Source organism: uncultured Clostridium sp. (genome assembly GCF_947039605.1).
Classification (GTDB): Bacteria; Bacillota; Clostridia; order Clostridiales; family Clostridiaceae; genus Sarcina.
Map to the genome: position 1 here is coordinate 82,575 of NZ_CAMQZG010000004.1, position 17,486 is coordinate 100,060.

Annotated in this window: 14 protein-coding genes and 2 pseudogenes; 6 read left to right on the plus strand and 10 right to left on the minus strand. The window is 28.7% G+C overall.

Features of this window, described 5'->3' with window-relative positions:
• The first annotated feature begins 86 nt into the window (after window positions 1–86).
• Complete coding sequence (locus Q0V24_RS02880) at window positions 87–500, plus strand: hypothetical protein (protein ID WP_297518580.1); 414 nt, start codon at window positions 87–89, stop codon at window positions 498–500.
• Between the two features lie 530 nt (window positions 501–1,030).
• Here Q0V24_RS02880 and Q0V24_RS02885 read toward each other — a convergent pair.
• Window positions 1,031–2,335 (minus strand): APC family permease, encoded by a 1,305-nt coding sequence (locus tag Q0V24_RS02885; RefSeq protein WP_297518581.1) that lies wholly within the window; start codon window positions 2,333–2,335, stop codon window positions 1,031–1,033.
• Window positions 2,336–2,411: 76 nt separating this feature from the next.
• Window positions 2,412–3,137 carry a gamma-glutamyl-gamma-aminobutyrate hydrolase family protein gene (locus Q0V24_RS02890; protein ID WP_297518582.1) on the minus strand — a complete coding sequence of 242 codons (726 nt, stop codon included), beginning with the start codon at window positions 3,135–3,137 and terminating at the stop codon, window positions 2,412–2,414.
• A 188-nt stretch (window positions 3,138–3,325) separates the two neighbouring features.
• On the opposite strand from Q0V24_RS02890, the gene Q0V24_RS02895 reads away from it, so the two are divergent.
• Window positions 3,326–4,141 (plus strand): metallophosphoesterase, encoded by an 816-nt coding sequence (locus Q0V24_RS02895; RefSeq protein ID WP_297518583.1) that lies wholly within the window; start codon window positions 3,326–3,328, stop codon window positions 4,139–4,141.
• A gap of 50 nt (window positions 4,142–4,191) precedes the next feature.
• Here Q0V24_RS02895 and Q0V24_RS02900 read toward each other — a convergent pair whose 3' ends face one another.
• Window positions 4,192–5,409: a nucleotidyltransferase family protein gene (locus tag Q0V24_RS02900; RefSeq protein ID WP_297518584.1), complete on the minus strand. Its 1,218-nt coding sequence runs from the start codon at window positions 5,407–5,409 to the stop codon at window positions 4,192–4,194.
• Between the two features lie 305 nt (window positions 5,410–5,714).
• Here Q0V24_RS02900 and Q0V24_RS02905 point away from each other — a divergent pair, with 305 nt between their 5' ends.
• Window positions 5,715–5,972: a hypothetical protein gene (locus Q0V24_RS02905; RefSeq protein ID WP_297518585.1), complete on the plus strand. Its 258-nt coding sequence runs from the start codon at window positions 5,715–5,717 to the stop codon at window positions 5,970–5,972.
• A 111-nt stretch (window positions 5,973–6,083) separates the two neighbouring features.
• Here the strand turns inward: Q0V24_RS02905 and Q0V24_RS02910 are convergent, their stop codons facing one another.
• Together Q0V24_RS02910 and Q0V24_RS02915 are read right to left on the minus strand one after the other, a co-directional pair.
• Complete coding sequence (locus Q0V24_RS02910) at window positions 6,084–6,740, minus strand: TIGR00266 family protein (RefSeq protein WP_297518586.1); 657 nt, start codon at window positions 6,738–6,740, stop codon at window positions 6,084–6,086.
• A 286-nt stretch (window positions 6,741–7,026) separates the two neighbouring features.
• Window positions 7,027–7,917: a hypothetical protein gene (locus tag Q0V24_RS02915; RefSeq protein ID WP_297518587.1), complete on the minus strand. Its 891-nt coding sequence runs from the start codon at window positions 7,915–7,917 to the stop codon at window positions 7,027–7,029.
• A 547-nt stretch (window positions 7,918–8,464) separates the two neighbouring features.
• Here Q0V24_RS02915 and Q0V24_RS02920 point away from each other — a divergent pair.
• A pseudogene (locus Q0V24_RS02920) lies at window positions 8,465–9,004 on the plus strand (NADH peroxidase); the annotation flags it as partial.
• 45 nt (window positions 9,005–9,049) lie between these two features.
• Window positions 9,050–9,766: pseudogene (locus tag Q0V24_RS02925) on the plus strand (FAD-binding oxidoreductase); the annotation flags it as partial.
• Between the two features lie 93 nt (window positions 9,767–9,859).
• Here the strand turns inward: Q0V24_RS02925 and Q0V24_RS02930 are convergent.
• The 5 genes from Q0V24_RS02930 to Q0V24_RS02950 all read right to left on the minus strand — a co-directional run bounded on the left by Q0V24_RS02930 (window position 9,860) and on the right by Q0V24_RS02950 (window position 15,730).
• A complete protein-coding gene (locus Q0V24_RS02930; RefSeq protein WP_297518588.1) occupies window positions 9,860–11,050 on the minus strand; it encodes a M14 family zinc carboxypeptidase in 1,191 nt (396 codons plus the stop codon).
• Window positions 11,051–11,199: 149 nt separating this feature from the next.
• Window positions 11,200–12,240, minus strand: a complete 1,041-nt coding sequence (locus tag Q0V24_RS02935) for an MBL fold metallo-hydrolase (RefSeq protein ID WP_297518589.1) — start codon at window positions 12,238–12,240, stop codon at window positions 11,200–11,202.
• A gap of 161 nt (window positions 12,241–12,401) precedes the next feature.
• Window positions 12,402–14,414, minus strand: a complete 2,013-nt coding sequence (locus Q0V24_RS02940; protein ID WP_297518591.1) for an ABC transporter permease — start codon at window positions 14,412–14,414, stop codon at window positions 12,402–12,404.
• The gene (locus Q0V24_RS02945; RefSeq protein ID WP_297518594.1) at window positions 14,404–15,168 is read right to left on the minus strand and encodes an ABC transporter ATP-binding protein; all 765 of its coding nucleotides are present in this window, start codon (window positions 15,166–15,168) and stop codon (window positions 14,404–14,406) included. The genes Q0V24_RS02940 and Q0V24_RS02945 overlap by 11 nt, the downstream gene beginning before the upstream one ends.
• A 154-nt stretch (window positions 15,169–15,322) precedes the next feature.
• Entirely contained in the window at window positions 15,323–15,730 is a 408-nt protein-coding gene (locus tag Q0V24_RS02950; RefSeq protein WP_297518596.1) for a hypothetical protein, read from the minus strand.
• 302 nt (window positions 15,731–16,032) lie between these two features.
• Here Q0V24_RS02950 and Q0V24_RS02955 point away from each other — a divergent pair, with 302 nt between their 5' ends.
• Window positions 16,033–17,367, plus strand: a complete 1,335-nt coding sequence (locus Q0V24_RS02955; protein WP_297518598.1) for an amino acid permease — start codon at window positions 16,033–16,035, stop codon at window positions 17,365–17,367.
• Window positions 17,368–17,486: the final 119 nt, after the last annotated feature.

Here is a 17,486-nt window from a genome sequence, read left to right on the forward strand (position 1 = left end):
TAAACTTAATTAATTTCCTTCTTTCTTTTTTTCTCTAACTCCAATATTCTATAAACAGAGACTTAAAATTCGGAGGGACAAAAAATATGAGAAAACATATTAAGCTAATAATTGTACTACTAATAATCGCAGTTGCGGGTGGTGCTGTTGTTGTACATAAAAAATTTGAAAAGAAAAGTAAAGATACTTCTAATATAACTGTTTCAGTAGAAAATAAAATTACTAATACTACTCTATTGAGTAATTTTAAGATGACTACTAATTCTAAAAATGTTGCTGATTTTTTACAAAAGAATTATCAACTCTTTAATCCACAATTTAAAACTGAAAATGGTAACACATATCTAATATCATTAGAGGATAGTCCAAATTCATCAACTGCTAAATGGGAACTTAGTTATTCAGGAAATACTCAAGATATTAAACTTGATAATACAACAGCATTAAATAAAGTAGTTTTATCTAATAATGCTAATCTTACATTAATTTACCAAAAATAATAAATATCCTAAAAAGCCAGTAATTTTTATAAATTACTGGCTTTTATAATTGTCTTTAACTTTTTTGTTGCTAATTATTTTTAATGCTATTCATATTTTATTAATTTAATTGTTTTTCTCTATAATTTTAACGATTACATAAAATTTTGTAATAAATTCTTATGAATTAAAAATTTTTCTTTAATTTAAATGAAATCTTTTTGTAATTTTTATGCCGTATAATTAAATTATAAGATAAAGAAAAACAATTTAAATATAAATTATAAATATATAGATTTTTTAAAAATTAAATTTTAGGGGGTAAATTATTATGGCTATTTTAACAGTTGGATTATTAGTAGGGGTTGTTTCTATCGTTTCATTCTTAACTTCAAGAGATGAAAAAGTTGACTTCTTTGAGCAATCATACGATATGAACTAATAATATTTATTATTAGTAATTTTTATAACATTTTATAACAGCTATTATATTCTTTATTAATTAGAAAAAAACCATCAATTGGATTCCCCCATTGATGGTTTTTTGTTTTTTAATTATTAGCTTCTTTATTATCTTTTTTATTTAAAAATTTCATTATAAAGTATAAAGGAATTGCAATTACAAGTGCTCCAAGTCCCCATACTATATTTTTCAAACTTGATTGGAGTACAAGCCAAATACTTACTACCGCTGCTATAATAGGAATTACTGGCCCAAATGGTATTCTAAAAGTACCATTAAATTCTTTCTTTCTTCTTAAAACAAGAATTGCTATGCAAGTTGGCAGATACTGTGCAAATCTTGATATTGAACTTATAACTGCAAGTTCTGTAAATGAACCTGATAGTGCTATTGGTATTGTAATTATTGCACTTACTATAATTCCTATATAAGGAACCCCTCTTTTACTAAGTTTCCCCATAGATTTTGGAAGCAACTTATCATTTGCAAGACTTGCTGCTATTCTTGGTGTATAAAATGATTGCGCTACATTTATTCCTATTATTGAAACAAGAATTCCAAGACTTATAAAGTCTCCTCCAAATGAACCTACAATTTGTGTTGTTGCAGTACTTACTGGTGTTAAATCACTTATAAGACCTTGTCCTAATATTCCAATTGAAACTATTTGAATTAGCATGTAAACTGATGCTACTATTATCATTACTATTATAATTGCTTTTGGTATATTCTTTTGTGGATTTTCCATATCTTCTGCACCAAGTGCTAAGCTTTCAAATCCTGTAAATGCAAAGAATATTAAAAGTGCTGCTGCTCCAAAATTCCCTGGAGTATATGTATTATGTGGCAATATAGGTGTAAAATTAGCACCCTTTATAAAGAAAATTCCTATAGCTATAAATAATATAAGTGGTACTAATTTACCCACTGTTGCTATATTTAATATAATCTTTGTAAAATTAACTCCTAATAAATTTATTATTGTTAGAATTACTATTACAGAAACTACTATTATACTTCTTGTCATTCCATGTGCTGCCGCTGGCCAAAAAACTGATAGTGCGGTTGCAAATCCAACAGCCATTGATGCTGCTGCGATTATACATACTGCATATGTCATTATTCCAACTTCAAATGCTGGAAAATCTCCAAATGCCTTTTTTGTATAAAGGTATGGCCCTCCACCTTTATTGAACATACTCCCTGCCTCTGCAAAACATAAGGCTATACTTATCGCAAGTAATGCATCAAATAAAATAACTGCAAGACTTGCCGTTCCCATAAGTTTCATTGCTTTGTTTGGTAAAAGGAATATCCCTGTTCCTACAATTGAGTTAAATCCAAGTAATATCATACTTAGTATCCCAATTTTTTTTCTTTTGCTTTTTTCCATATCTTAACCCCCGGGTCTTTTATATTTTCGTCTAATTCATTTTTCATCACACATTCCTAAAATATAAACCTGACTTTCAATTACATTTCTCTATAAAATAAACAAATAGTTTTAACATCTGTTCGTTACGCTGTGTTAAACATTCTGGATGCCACTGAACTCCCATAACAAAAGATTCTTCAGTCTTTTCAATAGCTTCAACAACTCCATCTTTAGACATAGCTGATACTATAAATCCCTTTGCAAGGTCTTTTACTGCTAAGTGATGAAATGAATTTACCATTGAGTTTGAACCTAAAATTTCATATAGCATGGTATTTTCCTTAATATCTATGCTATGAGTTGGAAAATGACATAATCCTTGCTGTCTATGCTTTAAGTTTGCTCCATTTACAAGTGAAATATCCTGATATAAAGTTCCACCATGTGCTACATTAATAACCTGATGACCTCTACAAATCCCAAGTAACGGTATCTTTTTCTCACCTGCTTTCTCCACAAGATAAAATTCATATTCATCCCTCTCTGGAGAAATCCCTTCTAATTTTTCATGAGGCTCTTCATTATATCTAATTGGTTCTACATCATATCCCCCTGTTATTATAAGTCCATCTACAAGTTTTATATATTCATCTAGAATATCCTTATTTGTAGTAAATGGAATTATAATTGGAATAGCTCCTGCCCTAATAACAGAATCTGAATAATCAGTAAAAACTCTTATTATTTTACAATGATCAAAGTATGGAACATCAATATCTGAAACAACGTTTGCAGTTATTCCTATAACTTTTTTTTGCACCTGCTTACCTCCTATTTAATAACATAAAATAACTTATTTATATATTATATTCATAACTTATTAATATGTTATGTATTTTCCTATTTTATATTTACCACTAGCTTAATTTTAAAATATCAGATTTTTTTAACTTATAGTCCATCTTTTTTATATATAATATTAGATATACTATTTTAAGGAGTAAATAAATGAAAACTAGTATCTTAATATTAATAGCACTAGCTGGAATCGCATATTCCACTTTAATTGAAAGAAAATTACTTATAAAAAAATATATAAATATTAAAAAAAACAATATTAAGTTAACTGAAAAAGTTAAAATAGCTCACTTTACAGATGTTCATCTTGGACCATTCTATAAACTAAATGATTTAAAAAGACTTGTTAAAAAAATCAACTCTATTGATGCTGATATTGTTGTTTTCACTGGTGATTTAGTTGATAGCATGAAAAGATATATTGATGATGGTGAGGCTGATAAAATTCTAGCTACTATAAAAGCAAAGATTGGTAAGTTTGCTGTTTATGGGAATCATGATTCTTATCCTGGCAATAGATATACTTATGCTAAAATTTTAAAAGAAGCCGGATTTACTTTACTAAGAAATGAAAATACTAAAATTAAAATAAATAATAAAATACTAAACTTAATGGGACTTGATGATTTTTTTCAAGGTAAATACGATATAGAGAAAACTACTATAGATATTGATAAAAATGATTTTAACTTACTTATGCTACATGAACCAGACCTTGCTGAAAAATTTATAGATTATCCAATTGACCTTGCTATTGCAGGTCATAGTCATGGTGGGCAAATTTATATTCCTTTGTACGGTACCATTGTAAATACCGGACTAGCTGAAAGTCATGATAGAGGCTTATATAAACTTGGCAAAAATAAAAATCTACCCTTGTATGTTAACTCTGGTATAGGTAGCACAGGTCTTCCTGTAAGGTTTTGTTGCATTCCTAATATAACTATAATTGAAATTGAATTTTAAAGTAAAGCACTATTTAAAGTATTCGTTTAAATAGTGCTTTTATATTGTTTTTATTTAACCTCTAAACAGCTCAAAAGTTCTCTTCTTTTTTTAGCTTTTTTTATTGTCCCTATAAATTTTCTTTTTTCACTAAAGCAATAATCCTTATGGAAAAGTCCTGCAATTATATTTTGTGTCCATGCAAAAGGAACTAACACTTTAGCTTTTTTTAGATATTTGTATTTACTCGACATATCATCTGCCTTTGGAAATATACTTCTCATAAACTGACTATATACACTTTTTTGCTTTTTACTTTTTTTATCATAAGCAAAATTTTTACCAAAAGTCTCTCTGTCTTGTTCAATTCCTAAAATACTACTACTACAAATATCTTCTATAAATAAATTTACATTCTTATCATCTAACTCATTTGTTAGTACTAACATTTTAACATTCCCCGGTAACTCAATATCAAAAAGCTTTTCACAAACCTCGAAAGCATATAATGAAAATTTAAGTATTTCTGCTTCTTCAAGTTTACTAGTTACTACTTCCCATTTAATTTCATCACGATTTTTAGTTATCATAAATGCCAAATCTAAAATTTGCTTTAATCCAACTCCCATATAGCACAAATGAACCATCATATGCATTAATATATGAACTATTAAATCCTCATTTCCTAAAGCAAAACACTCTACGCCTTTTATCTTTAAATTTTTTGACTCTTCCCATACATTTATATCAAAATTATTTTTGCCATAAAAAAAATCATCATTCACTAAATCCCAATGGACCTCAATCTTAGTTTTTTCATTATCAAATACTATATTAAACTCATCACCTGAAAATTCTGTGGACGTTTTATATCCTAACTTCTTTAAAACTTCACAAGTTAAATCTAAATCTTCAACTCTAACTAAAATATCAGCATCAGACATTGAACGAAGTTCTGACTTTGGATAAATCCCTCTTAAAGCAAGGCCTTTTAGTACCATTACTACTACTCCGCTTTCCTTTAACTTATTTAAAGCTAATAAAATAGCTTCTAGATGTCTGTTTTGATAAATATTAGCTAAAGCTACTTCCTTTTTGTAACACTTAAACTTTTCGCTTTTTACATCTATGTTATTTTCTTTAATTCCATAATAGACTACACTCTCTATAGAATGTGCACTAGCCTCATCATATATAACATTCCACTCTTTCTCACTTAGTGACTCAAAGTCATTTAACTTTGACTCATTAACTACTGATGATAAAATTTTTAAAAGTTTTTCCTGCATTGAAATCATCCTTTTTAAATTAATCTCTTTATATGTGTAGTCAGTAAATTTTGAATTTATGAATTATTTCTTTCAATTTTTAAAAACAGGTATAATTTTATATAAAACAATAATTAAATTTCACTATATTTTATCAACGTTAAAACCTTTAAATAAGCCATTTTTATAAATTAACTATTAAGTTATATATTTTTTCTAAACTTTATTTTATTTTTTCATTTTTTATCTTATAAATTATCCCTTATATTTGTAAATTTAATGATATAATATACTTACTAACTATTATCAGAGGGGAGATTTTTTCTATGCCATCACTTAATCCAGTTACACAAACTGTATTAGTTATAATAGCATTATTAATTTTAGCTTTTGCCGATTTAATAACAACAAACATAGAATTTTCAAGAGCTAGAGATGATAATGACGTTGAAAATCAAGATAGATTGAAAAGTAATCTAGGTGAAAAAATGCAATATACATTTTTAGGCATAAGTGTAGTACTTATATATTATGTCTTAAACTTTGGAATATTTATTATCGGTCATCTTCATAGAACTATGTAAAAATAAATATTTCTATGTAAAATACAAAAGAGGCTAACTTAAAGTAGAATTTAATATTCTACTCTAAGATAACCTCTTTTATTTTTATATAATATCTCAAAAAATCAAATTCTAAAGTTCTGGATTGCTCATATAAGCACTATAAGTTTTAGCTTGGTACCAAACCTTACCTGGGCCTGTAACCTTAGCTGCTCTTCCTTCACCTTCTAATATTGTTTTTTTACTCTCTACATCAACAATTTCATAACCTAATTGTTTTTCTCTTATAATTATATGATCCATATCTATAATTAAAGATTCATTTTCTTTAATCTCTTGCTCTAGAAGTAAACCATAAGCTGATAAACAAAGAATTCCAGACCCTTTTACATTTAATCTAAATAAACCCTCACCAGCAAATAAATTTGTAATTCTTCCACCTTCAACCTCATATTCTATCTGTCCATATGAAGCCATAAACTCTTTTTGCTCTAAAATATATTCTTTTTCACTATCAAGATTTAAAACTAAAACATCACCAAGTTTAGTATCTGTTAATATTAAAGTTCCATCTTCTATTGCTGTATACTCTTCTAAAAATACTTTATGACCTGATATAGCTTTTTCTAAAGTTTTTTTAAGGTCTCTGTGTTTTTTTAGAACAACATCAAATGTATCAGTCATTGAAAGAAAGCTTCCTTCTGCAACTGTAAAAACATCACCTTTTTCTGCATTTATTCTTATTACGCCTGTATTACCTGTTTGACTTATTTTTTCTATTTTTTCCATATGAATCACTCCTACTATTATAAGTTTAACCTGTCCTTATGTAGTAATCATAATCCTATGAATAGTAACTTTCAATTTAAGAAAATTAAGCATTATAATACAAAATACAAATAATTACTTTCTTAAAATTACTAAAATGCTTTTATAAATAAATTTATTGTACTTTTTAAGTCAATATCTCAAAATTATAATAAATATCCTATATATATCCAATAGTATTATTTAAATAACTATATAGCTAAAAAAGCCACTATAATTTATAGTAGCTTTTAATACATCTATTCAACTAAATACTAAAAGGAGATTTGCTCCCTGTTAAACCAACTGTACTTTTTATTGGATTAGCACTTTGTGGGGCTTTAATAAAAATCCCTGTATAAGTGTCATTACCAATATCATTTAATAAATACTCACCAGTTAACTTTCCATTATAATACTCATTTAATTGAATATTATAATTGCTATTAGAACTGCTAGTTTCTTTTTTAATATCAAATAAATGTTTATCACCATGATAATACTCTGTATATGTGCCATCAAACTCATTTGTTAATGTAACTGCTGTTTCTCCTATAACCCCTATATAAAAAGGCTTTCTTGAAAGTTGTCCTGACTCATCAAAACTCTTCACATTGCTAAAGATAACTTTACTCTTTGCATTATTTACAGTATGAATAAACTCTCCAACTAAATTGTTTCCCTTTTCATTTACATTAAATTCACCTGTTTGCTTACCATTATAATATTCATAAATTGTAAAAGATCCATCACCATTAGAACTTATATAATCAGTAAATTTTTCCCATGGCATGCTTGTATAATACTCTGGAACAACAAGTTGTCCATTTATCACCTTACCCTCTGAACAAGGAATTATAATTTTTGCCCCATTCGCTACTACTCCATATAACATTCCTTCATTTTGTATTAGGTAATTAAATTGGCTCATTGTATTATTTAAACTATTTGAACCATCTTGTTTATTTGTACTTGTAGAAACATTCACATTATTGCTATTATTATCAAAATTAAAAATATGCTTATCTTTTACTAAATTAACTTTTGGGCTTTTTAATACAGTTTGACTATCTAAAACAAAACTATTACTAGATGTTACTCCTAGAAATAACCCTAAAACTATAGCCCCTCCAATAATCATTGATATTATTGTCTTCATATGCCCTCCTTGTCTTATTATAATCTCATTAATATAACTATGATTATATATACCTATTAACCTATTTTCAATCTAATAAAAAAGACATATTTATTGAAATTCAACATCATTTTGTTACTTTTTATATTACTTTTCCATTTCTATAAATTTAAACTACACATTTTTGTAAATTTAATTCTATAAATTTATAAAACAAAATTTAAAACTTGATACTCTTGGAATTGCAACAGTCTGTGGCAATATAGAATATATGCAAGGCGCTATAAAAAAAGATACTGCGTAGACCCAGACTCAGTAAACGGCTTCCTTAATATATATATCAAAATCCATTCACTATGGTTCGACTTGATGTTACAAGAAAAAAGGAACATTTTATTTGTTTTATATATAAGATATTTCTTTTCTTTTACCTATTTTAAAAATTATTTTGTTAAGTAATAGTTATTATTCTTTACAATTCATTATTTGTGTTATATAATAGAAACATAGATAACAGAGCTATATTGTTTTAGCTTAGAAATATACGTTTGTTTAGGAGATTTAAATTATGAAAAAATTTGTTTGTACAGTATGTGGATATATCCACGAAGGTGAAAATGCCCCAGAAATATGCCCACTTTGTAAAGTAGGCGCTGATAAATTTATCGAGCAATCAGATAACTTAGTATTCGCTGATGAACACAGAATTGGTGTTGCTAAAGGTGTTGATTCAAGAATAATAGAAGGCTTACAAGCTAACTTTATGGGAGAATGTACTGAAGTTGGAATGTACCTTGCTATGGCTAGACAAGCTGATAGAGAAGGATTCCCAGAAGTTGCTAGATCATATACAAGAATAGCTTTCGAAGAAGCTGAGCACGCTGCTAAATTTGCAGAAATGCTTGGTGAAGTTGTAGAAGCTGATACAAAAGCTAACCTACAAGCTAGAGTTAATGCAGAACATGGTGCATGCCAAGGTAAGAAAGATTTAGCTACACTTGCTAAACAATTAAACCTTGATGCAATACATGATACAGTTCATGAAATGTGTAAAGATGAAGCTAGACACGGAAAAGCTTTCTCAGGATTATTAGAAAGATACTTCTCAGCTGAAGAAGGAAATGATTTCGACTACCATAACTTTGAATTAACTAAAAAAGTAAAAGAAAATGATGTCGTTACTTCATTCTACTTCAAACCATTAGCTGGTGCAGCTGTTAAGACTCACAAAGCTGGACAATTCTTATCAGTTAAACCTGTTAAAGAAGGAGAACTTACTGAAGAAGTAAGACAATACAGCTTATCAATGAAACCAGGTGAAGATTTCTACAGATTAAGCATCAAGAGAGAAGACCAAGGTAAAATCTCAAGATACATGCACGATAATGTAAATGTTGGCGATGTTGTAGAATTAACAAGTCCACTTGGAGAATTCTTCTTAAAAGAAGATAAAAAACAACCTTTAGTATTATTAAGTGGTGGAATTGGAGTTACTCCAGTTATGTCAATGCTTTACAAAGCTCTTGAAGAAAAAAGAGAAGTAATATTTGTACAAGCTGTATTAAATTCAACAGCTCACACATTTAAAAATGAGTTAAAGGCTCTTGCTGATGCAAACTCAAACCTTAAAACAGCAGTATTCTACTCTAACCCAACAGCTGATGAAAAAATCGGTGTTGACTATGATGTAGAAGGATTTGCTACAAAAGAATGGTTAGAAGCAAACCTGCCTAAAAATGGAGAATTCTACTTCTGTGGACCTTTAGGATTCATGAAGCATGTATTCAACACATTAAAAGGTATGGATGTTGCAGATGATTCAATCAACTACGAAATGTTTGGACCAGCTGCTGATCTTTCAACTCTTTAAGATAGAAAAGATTTTTTGATTTTTGATTAGATAAAATAGTTTTAAAATAGTAAAGAGCTTCAGACAATAGCTAGTCTGAAGCTCTTTTTTTATTTAAAATGAGTAATTATCTAAAAGATTATTAACTGCTGATAACATTTTTTCATTATACTGTTTTGTAACTGCACCCTTTGGTGACTCTGGATTAGGAAGCTCAATTAAAACTTCTCTTGCACCCTCCATTCTTGCATACCCTACTAAATATCCACCAAAATATCTATGAATAACTTGATTTTTTAAATTAAATTCTTTATCAAAATACTCTGCTACACTAGCATTACCTTTTGTAAAATTAAGCCATCCATGTGTATCTGTTAAAATTAAGTTTGGATTATTTTTTATAAGAGTTCTCACAAGTTTTGCAAGTGCTCTTGTTTCTGGTGCTGAAAAAGGCTTCGCTTCTGTTTTATTTCTTGAAGTTGAAGTTTCTTCAAAGCCTGGACCACTAAAATCTCTGTTTATATCAATTCCTTCTGAAACTTGCGCTCTACCTGGTCCTTCATTAGTGTAACCATTTAAAAGCCCATCAGGATTTGCTGATGGAATTATATAAACTGTCCATCCATTTAGTCCTCCATCTTTTAAATCTCTTGCAGATAAGTTTTTAATAACATACTCACCCATTTGAGTTAAAACATAACCATCTTGCGCCCATGAATCTTCATATCCATGTATCGCAAAATTCATAAGGATATGCTTACTTCCATTACCTATCTTATAATAATATAAAGGTCTTCCCATTCCACTTTTTCCATACTGTACCTTTTTCACATTACTTGGTACTACTAAATTATTAAAATCATTTGGAATTATCTTTGCTATCTCTAAATCACTACTTGCCACATAACCAAGTTTCATTCCTCCTGCTGATGAATACCCTATCTTAGTAAAAACTCCATCTTTATTCTTAAACATAACCCTCTCTGATGCCCCTACACTGCCTATTTTTTTAGAAGTATTATTAGCATCATCATAAACATTAGTTTCTTTTTTTACCGACATAAATTTATTTTGCGACTTATAATTCATATTTTTTTGAACTACTGGTAATACAGAATTAATATATTCAGATTCATTATTAGTTCCTTTTTTATGTACAACTTTTTGTATTACTGAAGTACTCCCCAAAATTGGTTCTGGTACTACAGTTGGTGTTGCTTTACTAAAATCACTTAATAAAAAACTTATAATTCCAACTACAATAACACCTGCTAGTATAATTAATATTTTTACTCCTTTTTTCATATAATATCCCCTTTTCATTTATCTTGAACAAGGATATTCTACACTAAGAAAAAGGTAGAATTGTGTCACTTATACTATCTATAACTTTTTTCCTTTAAATTTAGAAAAATACACCTATTATCCTATTAGTAATAGATGCACTTTATTTTTTATTTTCTGTACTCTTGTATTCCACCTTTTAGTACAAACACTTTTCCAAGTTCTGCTCCTTGAAGCATTTTAGCAGCCTTAGTTGCTCTTGCTCCACTTTTGCAAACAGTAATAAATGTTCTTCCTTTATATTCTTGTAGTTTATCTAAACTACTTGGAAGTTCTTTTATATTAATAAAAATAGACCCATCTATTGGTTTTATATCATAAAACTCTGTTTTTTCTCTAACATCTAAAATAACAGGTTGATTCTTACACCCAAGTAATTCATTAATCTCATACTTAGTTACAAACGCCACATTATCAAGAGACCCTTTCTCCCCCTGTCCTTTTTGGCAAATAGCTTCCCTTTTTGGAATCTTGATAGAATTAATATCTTTATTCCCCTCATTATTAAATTTAATAACATCATGTATCCACTCCTCTGCTTCACGCTCTGGCTTAGTTAACTTTTTAAACTCATCTAAACTTTTACAATTTAAAATTGGATTTTCCTTTCTAACTTGATGTAAACTTGAAAGTTCATTTGCACCATAATTATGAGTTGGGCAAACTACATAAAAATCTTCAAGTCCTCGAAGTCTATCTAAAGTATAAAAATGAGCTTCACAATCACCTGTAGGTAAATCATCCCTTCCACTACCATCTAAAAATAAGAAATCTCCTGTAAATATTTTATCCTCACAAATCACACACATGCTATTATCAGTATGACCTGGTGTATAGATAATTCTAAAATTCAAATTATCTATCTTAAACTCTTCATTATCATAAAACTTTCTATCTATAGATGCACAAGGGCTATTTTCATACATTCCATAAGTAGCACCAGTTTCTTCTTTAAGGTAAGCCCCTGCACTTAAATGGTCTGCATGTAAATGTGTATCTATAACCATTTCAAGTTCTAACTTTTTCTCCTCTAAAATATGCAAATAATACTCTGCATAATCAAGTTTTGGGTCAATTAAAATAGCTTTATCTTCTTGTGTAACAATCAAATAAGCATAACATTCATCAATATCAATCTTTGTAAATTTCATAAAAATCCATCCTCACTTCTTCTTTAGTATCTTAATTTAGTGTTATATAAAACTAAAAAAATATACATAAAAAAAATAGCGTATCAATCAAGATACGCTACCTATAAATAAATTAGACAATAAATTTATTTTATAAAATTAAATTTTCATTATTTTTAGTATTATTTATTTTCCCGAACTGTGTTTTTAAATCCAAAGTAAGTTGCCATCATATAACCACCATATATAACAATGATAACTCCCCCCGTCATAAGAGATGCACCTACTATCCCTGACTTTCCAAAGGTTTCAACAAAACTTGAAACTACTTTTATAGCCACTATAGAATCAACTATTGCAAGTATTAGTGGTAGCATAAATGCTATTACAACCTGCTTTAAAATAGCTTTATTTATCATACTATTAGTAGCACCTATTTTTCTTAAAACATCATATCTCTCTTTACTATCACTAGCCTCAACAAGTTGTTGAAGTGCTATTACAGCTGATGATGTTAAAAGGAATATTACACCTATATAGATAGCTATATAAAGAATTATTGTAGAGATTCCCTGACTATCTGCAATAATACTTCCTCTTGTAGATACAAAATAGATTGGTGAATTTGCATTATTGGATGTACTGTTATACTCTTTTTCATATTTATGTGCTTTTTGTGATAAACTCTCTTGTACTTTTTTTGAATTAAATTTATTATCGGCATTAGCATTGACGATAATTGATTTACCTGACCATTTAAAATTACTTGATACAAAATTTTCTGGATATATAATTGTAATAACAGAACTTGCCACCGGAGAGTTCTCTAAAGAATCATTGATTAACTCTAAATTTTGTATATCATACTCTTTATCGTTAAATTCCAATTTTGCTTTTGAAGCTAAAATTTTGTTTATACCCTTATTTGTTTTACTCTTAGCCCCCACTAATAAAACACTATTTTCATTTAATGTGATAGGTGCTTTTCCTAATAATTTTAAATAATTATTATAATCATCAATTGTCATATAATTTGTATATTTCTGAGTATTCATTCCTGCTTTACTTTTTATGCTTACAGGAGTGTTATACCTATAACTTGTAAATACTGCACTTTTAAACTCTGTACTATAATTCGGATAAATTTTATTTAGTTCATCTATCGCTTGAGTTAGTGTTACAGTTGAATTTTCATCTGTATATACTGTTGTTGAAACATCAAATGGTGTATTGTTTTTAATAGATTCACTCATAGCATTTTTAAGACTTACACCTGTGGATAAAGCCGAAATCGTTACAAATAACATAAGTGAAATTAGAGCCATTGATACAAAACTTGTATTGATTTTATTATTCATTTGCTTTGTAACAAATATATTTAACCCTCTAAGATATCTATTTTTATTATTTTGACTAACTATAACCATAAATCCAGCAAGTCCATAGAAAAATAGGAATGTTCCAATTGTTCCAAGGCCTATAGCCACCCATAATATTGCCATTTTAGTTAATCCATCTTTAAGAATTATTACATATCCACTAGCTAAAATTACTGCTCCTATAATAAATATAATAAATAATAAAACAGGATTTTTAATCTTAATTTTTTCATTCTTTTTTACAGCTGTAAGCAAATCAATTAATTTATATTTTGAAATTATGACTGTGTTAAATATCATAACAAGTACAAAAATAATCCCAAAATATAAAATAGTTTTACCTATAGCACTATATGAAATTATAAATCCCATTTTAGAGATTATTCCACCAAATAGCTTTGCTGTTAAAACAGATAATCCTTGAGATATAATAAGACCTACTATTAGACCTACTATTAATGATATAGCCCCAACTATTAAAGTTTCTAACACTAATATTCTCGATATTTTACCTTTTCCCATACCAAGTGTCATATAAATTCCAAGTTCTTTTTTTCTTCTTTTAATTAAGAAGTTATTTGCATAAATTATAAGTGCTCCAAGTATTATTGATACAAAAATTGAAAGTATATTAGTTACATTGTTCATTAGTTCCATATATTCCTTTTGACTTTCATTCAAGGTAGTCATAGCACTTTGTGAACCAATTGAGTTAAAAGCATAAAATACACATACAGCAAAGCTTAATGTCAAAAAGTAGATTGTGTAATCTTTAAAACTCTTTTTAATATTATTTTTTGCTATATTAAAGTACATCAGCGTCCCCCCCTAAAAGTGTCACTACTTCCATAATTCTATTAAAGAATTCTTTTCTAGTATCATTGCCTTTGATTAATTCATTGAACATCTTTCCGTCTTTAATAAATAAAATTCTATCTGCATAACTCGCAGTAAAAGCATCATGTGTAACCATTAGTATAGTAGATTGTAATTCCTCATTAAGTTTTTCAAATGATGTTAAAAGTTGTGATGCTGACTTAGAATCTAATGCTCCTGTAGGCTCATCTGCAAGGATTAAACTCGGCTCTGTTACAATTGCCCTAACTGATGCAACTCTTTGTTTTTGACCTCCTGACATCTCATATGGATACTTTGCTAAAATATCTTTTATGTTAAGTTTTTTTGCTCCCTCATTTACAAGTCTATTAATCTCCATAGGCTTTCTACCTTGAATAGTAAGTGCTAGTGCAATATTCTCATAAGCTGTTAGCGTATCAAGAAGATTAAAATCCTGAAATATAAAACCAAGTTCATCTCTTCTGAACTTTTCAAGTTTCTTTCCTTTAAGTCCTGTTATTTCACTTTCATTAATAGTTATACTTCCAGCTGAAACCCTATCAATCGTTGCAATACAATTTAAAAGTGTTGTTTTACCAGACCCAGATGGTCCCATAATACCAACAAACTCACCCTTTTCAACCTTAAAACTTATATTATCAATAGCCTTTGTAAGACTGTCCTTATTACCATAATATTTTTCTATATTTTTAACTTCTAAAATTTTCTCCATTTTCATATCTCCCTCGTTACTTTTTAAAATTGCTCTTGTTTGTCTATGACATTAGTATATCCTAGATATCCACTTGCACATATCGATTTACATTTCAGTAACCTTTCAATTTTGTAAGATTACTATATTTACAGAAAAAAAAGAAGACGGATACCTAAAATAGATATCTCTGTCTTCCTTGATATTTTCCTTTTATCTCATTAAATTGCATATAAGCTAGCCATACATATGAAGCTATAAGTGGACTAAATGTTAGTGCTATAACTCCAAGTGCTTTATAACTATAAACATCATTTAACTGGTCAAAAGTACCTGTAAAAGCAAGTATTGTAAGTTCCAATAAAATCATTATTATAGTTAAAACTAAAAGTACAATTAATATAACTTTTCTTTGGAATGTTTTTCTAGCTATAAATACTATCCCAGACACTATTGGTAATATTAGTAGTATTACTGCTGCACCTATCTTTTCTTCTATCGTAATTCCTAAATAGAAAGAATAAATTAAATCAATTATAACTATTGCTATAAGAGATATTAATACTCTACCTGTTATTTTCATCTCGCGTGCTACCCCCTAGTCTAAATTAGTGGTCTTTCTCAATTATACCCAATTTACCTATACATGTGAATACAAATATATAACTATAAAATGAAATCCCTAAATATACCATGATTTTTAAAAAGATGCTTTACAAATTTGTAAAGTATCTTTTCTTAAATTATGTAATAATATTTATATACATAATTCTTATAATTTAAAACCAAATTATATTTATAGAAGATTATTCGCACTTTAATAATTGTAGTTAGGATTTATTTTAAATATCAAACAATTACATATTCAACTTAGGAGGAAAATTAATGGGACATAATGAACTAAAGAAGACGGTTAGCTTTTGGGCAGCCTTTTCCACAGTTATTGGACTAGTTATAGGGTCGGGAGTATTCTTCAAACCTCAAGCTATATTCCAATCAACTGGAGGTGCACCTGGTCTTGGTATAATAGCTTGGATACTTGGTGGTATCATAACAATCGCAGCAGGACTTACAGCTACAGAAATATCAGCAGCTTTCCCTGAAACTGGTGGAATGATGATTTACATGAGAGAAATCTATGGTCAAAAATTATCATACCTTACAGCATGGATGCAAACAATACTTTACTTCCCAGCAGTTATTGCTGCGCTTGCAATATTATTTTCAGAACAAGCATGTGAACTTTTAGACATGCCTCACTTAAAAATACCAATAGCAATCGGTGTTATTCTTCTACTTGTACTAGTAAACTTAATTGGTTCAAAAACTAGTGGGCTTATTCAAATAGTATCAACTATTGGAAAACTTATCCCTATCGCTCTAATAATAATAGTTGGACTTTTTAAACATCCAAGTACAGGTAATATAATGACTCCAATGATTGGGCATAACATAAACTTTACAACTGCTCTTGGGCAAGTTCTTGTAGCAAGTTTATTTGCTTATGATGGTTGGATTTATGTTGGAAATATTGCAGGAGAAATGAAAAATCCTAGCAAGGACTTACCAAAAGCAATTATTGGTGGATTAATGCTTGTTATGGCAGTTTACGTTATAATCAACGTAGTATTTGTAATGGTAGTCCCAGCAAGTGAAATTGCAGCTAGTGCTACACCAGCATCTATAGTTGCCCAAAAATTATTTGGAGATATGGGAGCTAAAATAATAGATATTGGAATATTAGTATCTATATTTGGAACACTTAATGGTTACACACTTACTGCACCTAGAGTTCCTTTTGCTCTAGCAAAAACAGGTTATCTTCCATTTAGTAAAACATTTTCTAAATTAAATAAAGCTAACGTTCCAGCTAATGCAACTTGGCTTATGGCTATCCTTGGAATACTTTATGCACTTAGTGGACAATTTAACCTACTAAGTAACCTTACAATATTCACAATATGGATATTCTACTCCCTTATATTTATAGGAGTATTTAAACTTAGAAAACAAAGACCTGAAATGAACAGACCTTACAAAGTTATAGGATATCCTGTAATACCTATTATCGCTATTCTTGGTGGATTATTTGTTGTAATAAACCAATTATTTATGTCAGGAATTCAATCAAGTATAATAGCTCTATCTGGAGTTGTTATAACACTTATAGGTTTCCCTATATACTTCTATATGGACAAAAAACTTAAAAATAACAAATAAAAATAAGGCTAAGAATTTTAATTCTTAGCCTTATTTTCTATTTAATTTAAACTAAATCTCAAATAAATTTTAACTTAATTTGAGAGAATTCTCCCACTTCAAGCTTTAGCTAAGTGGTG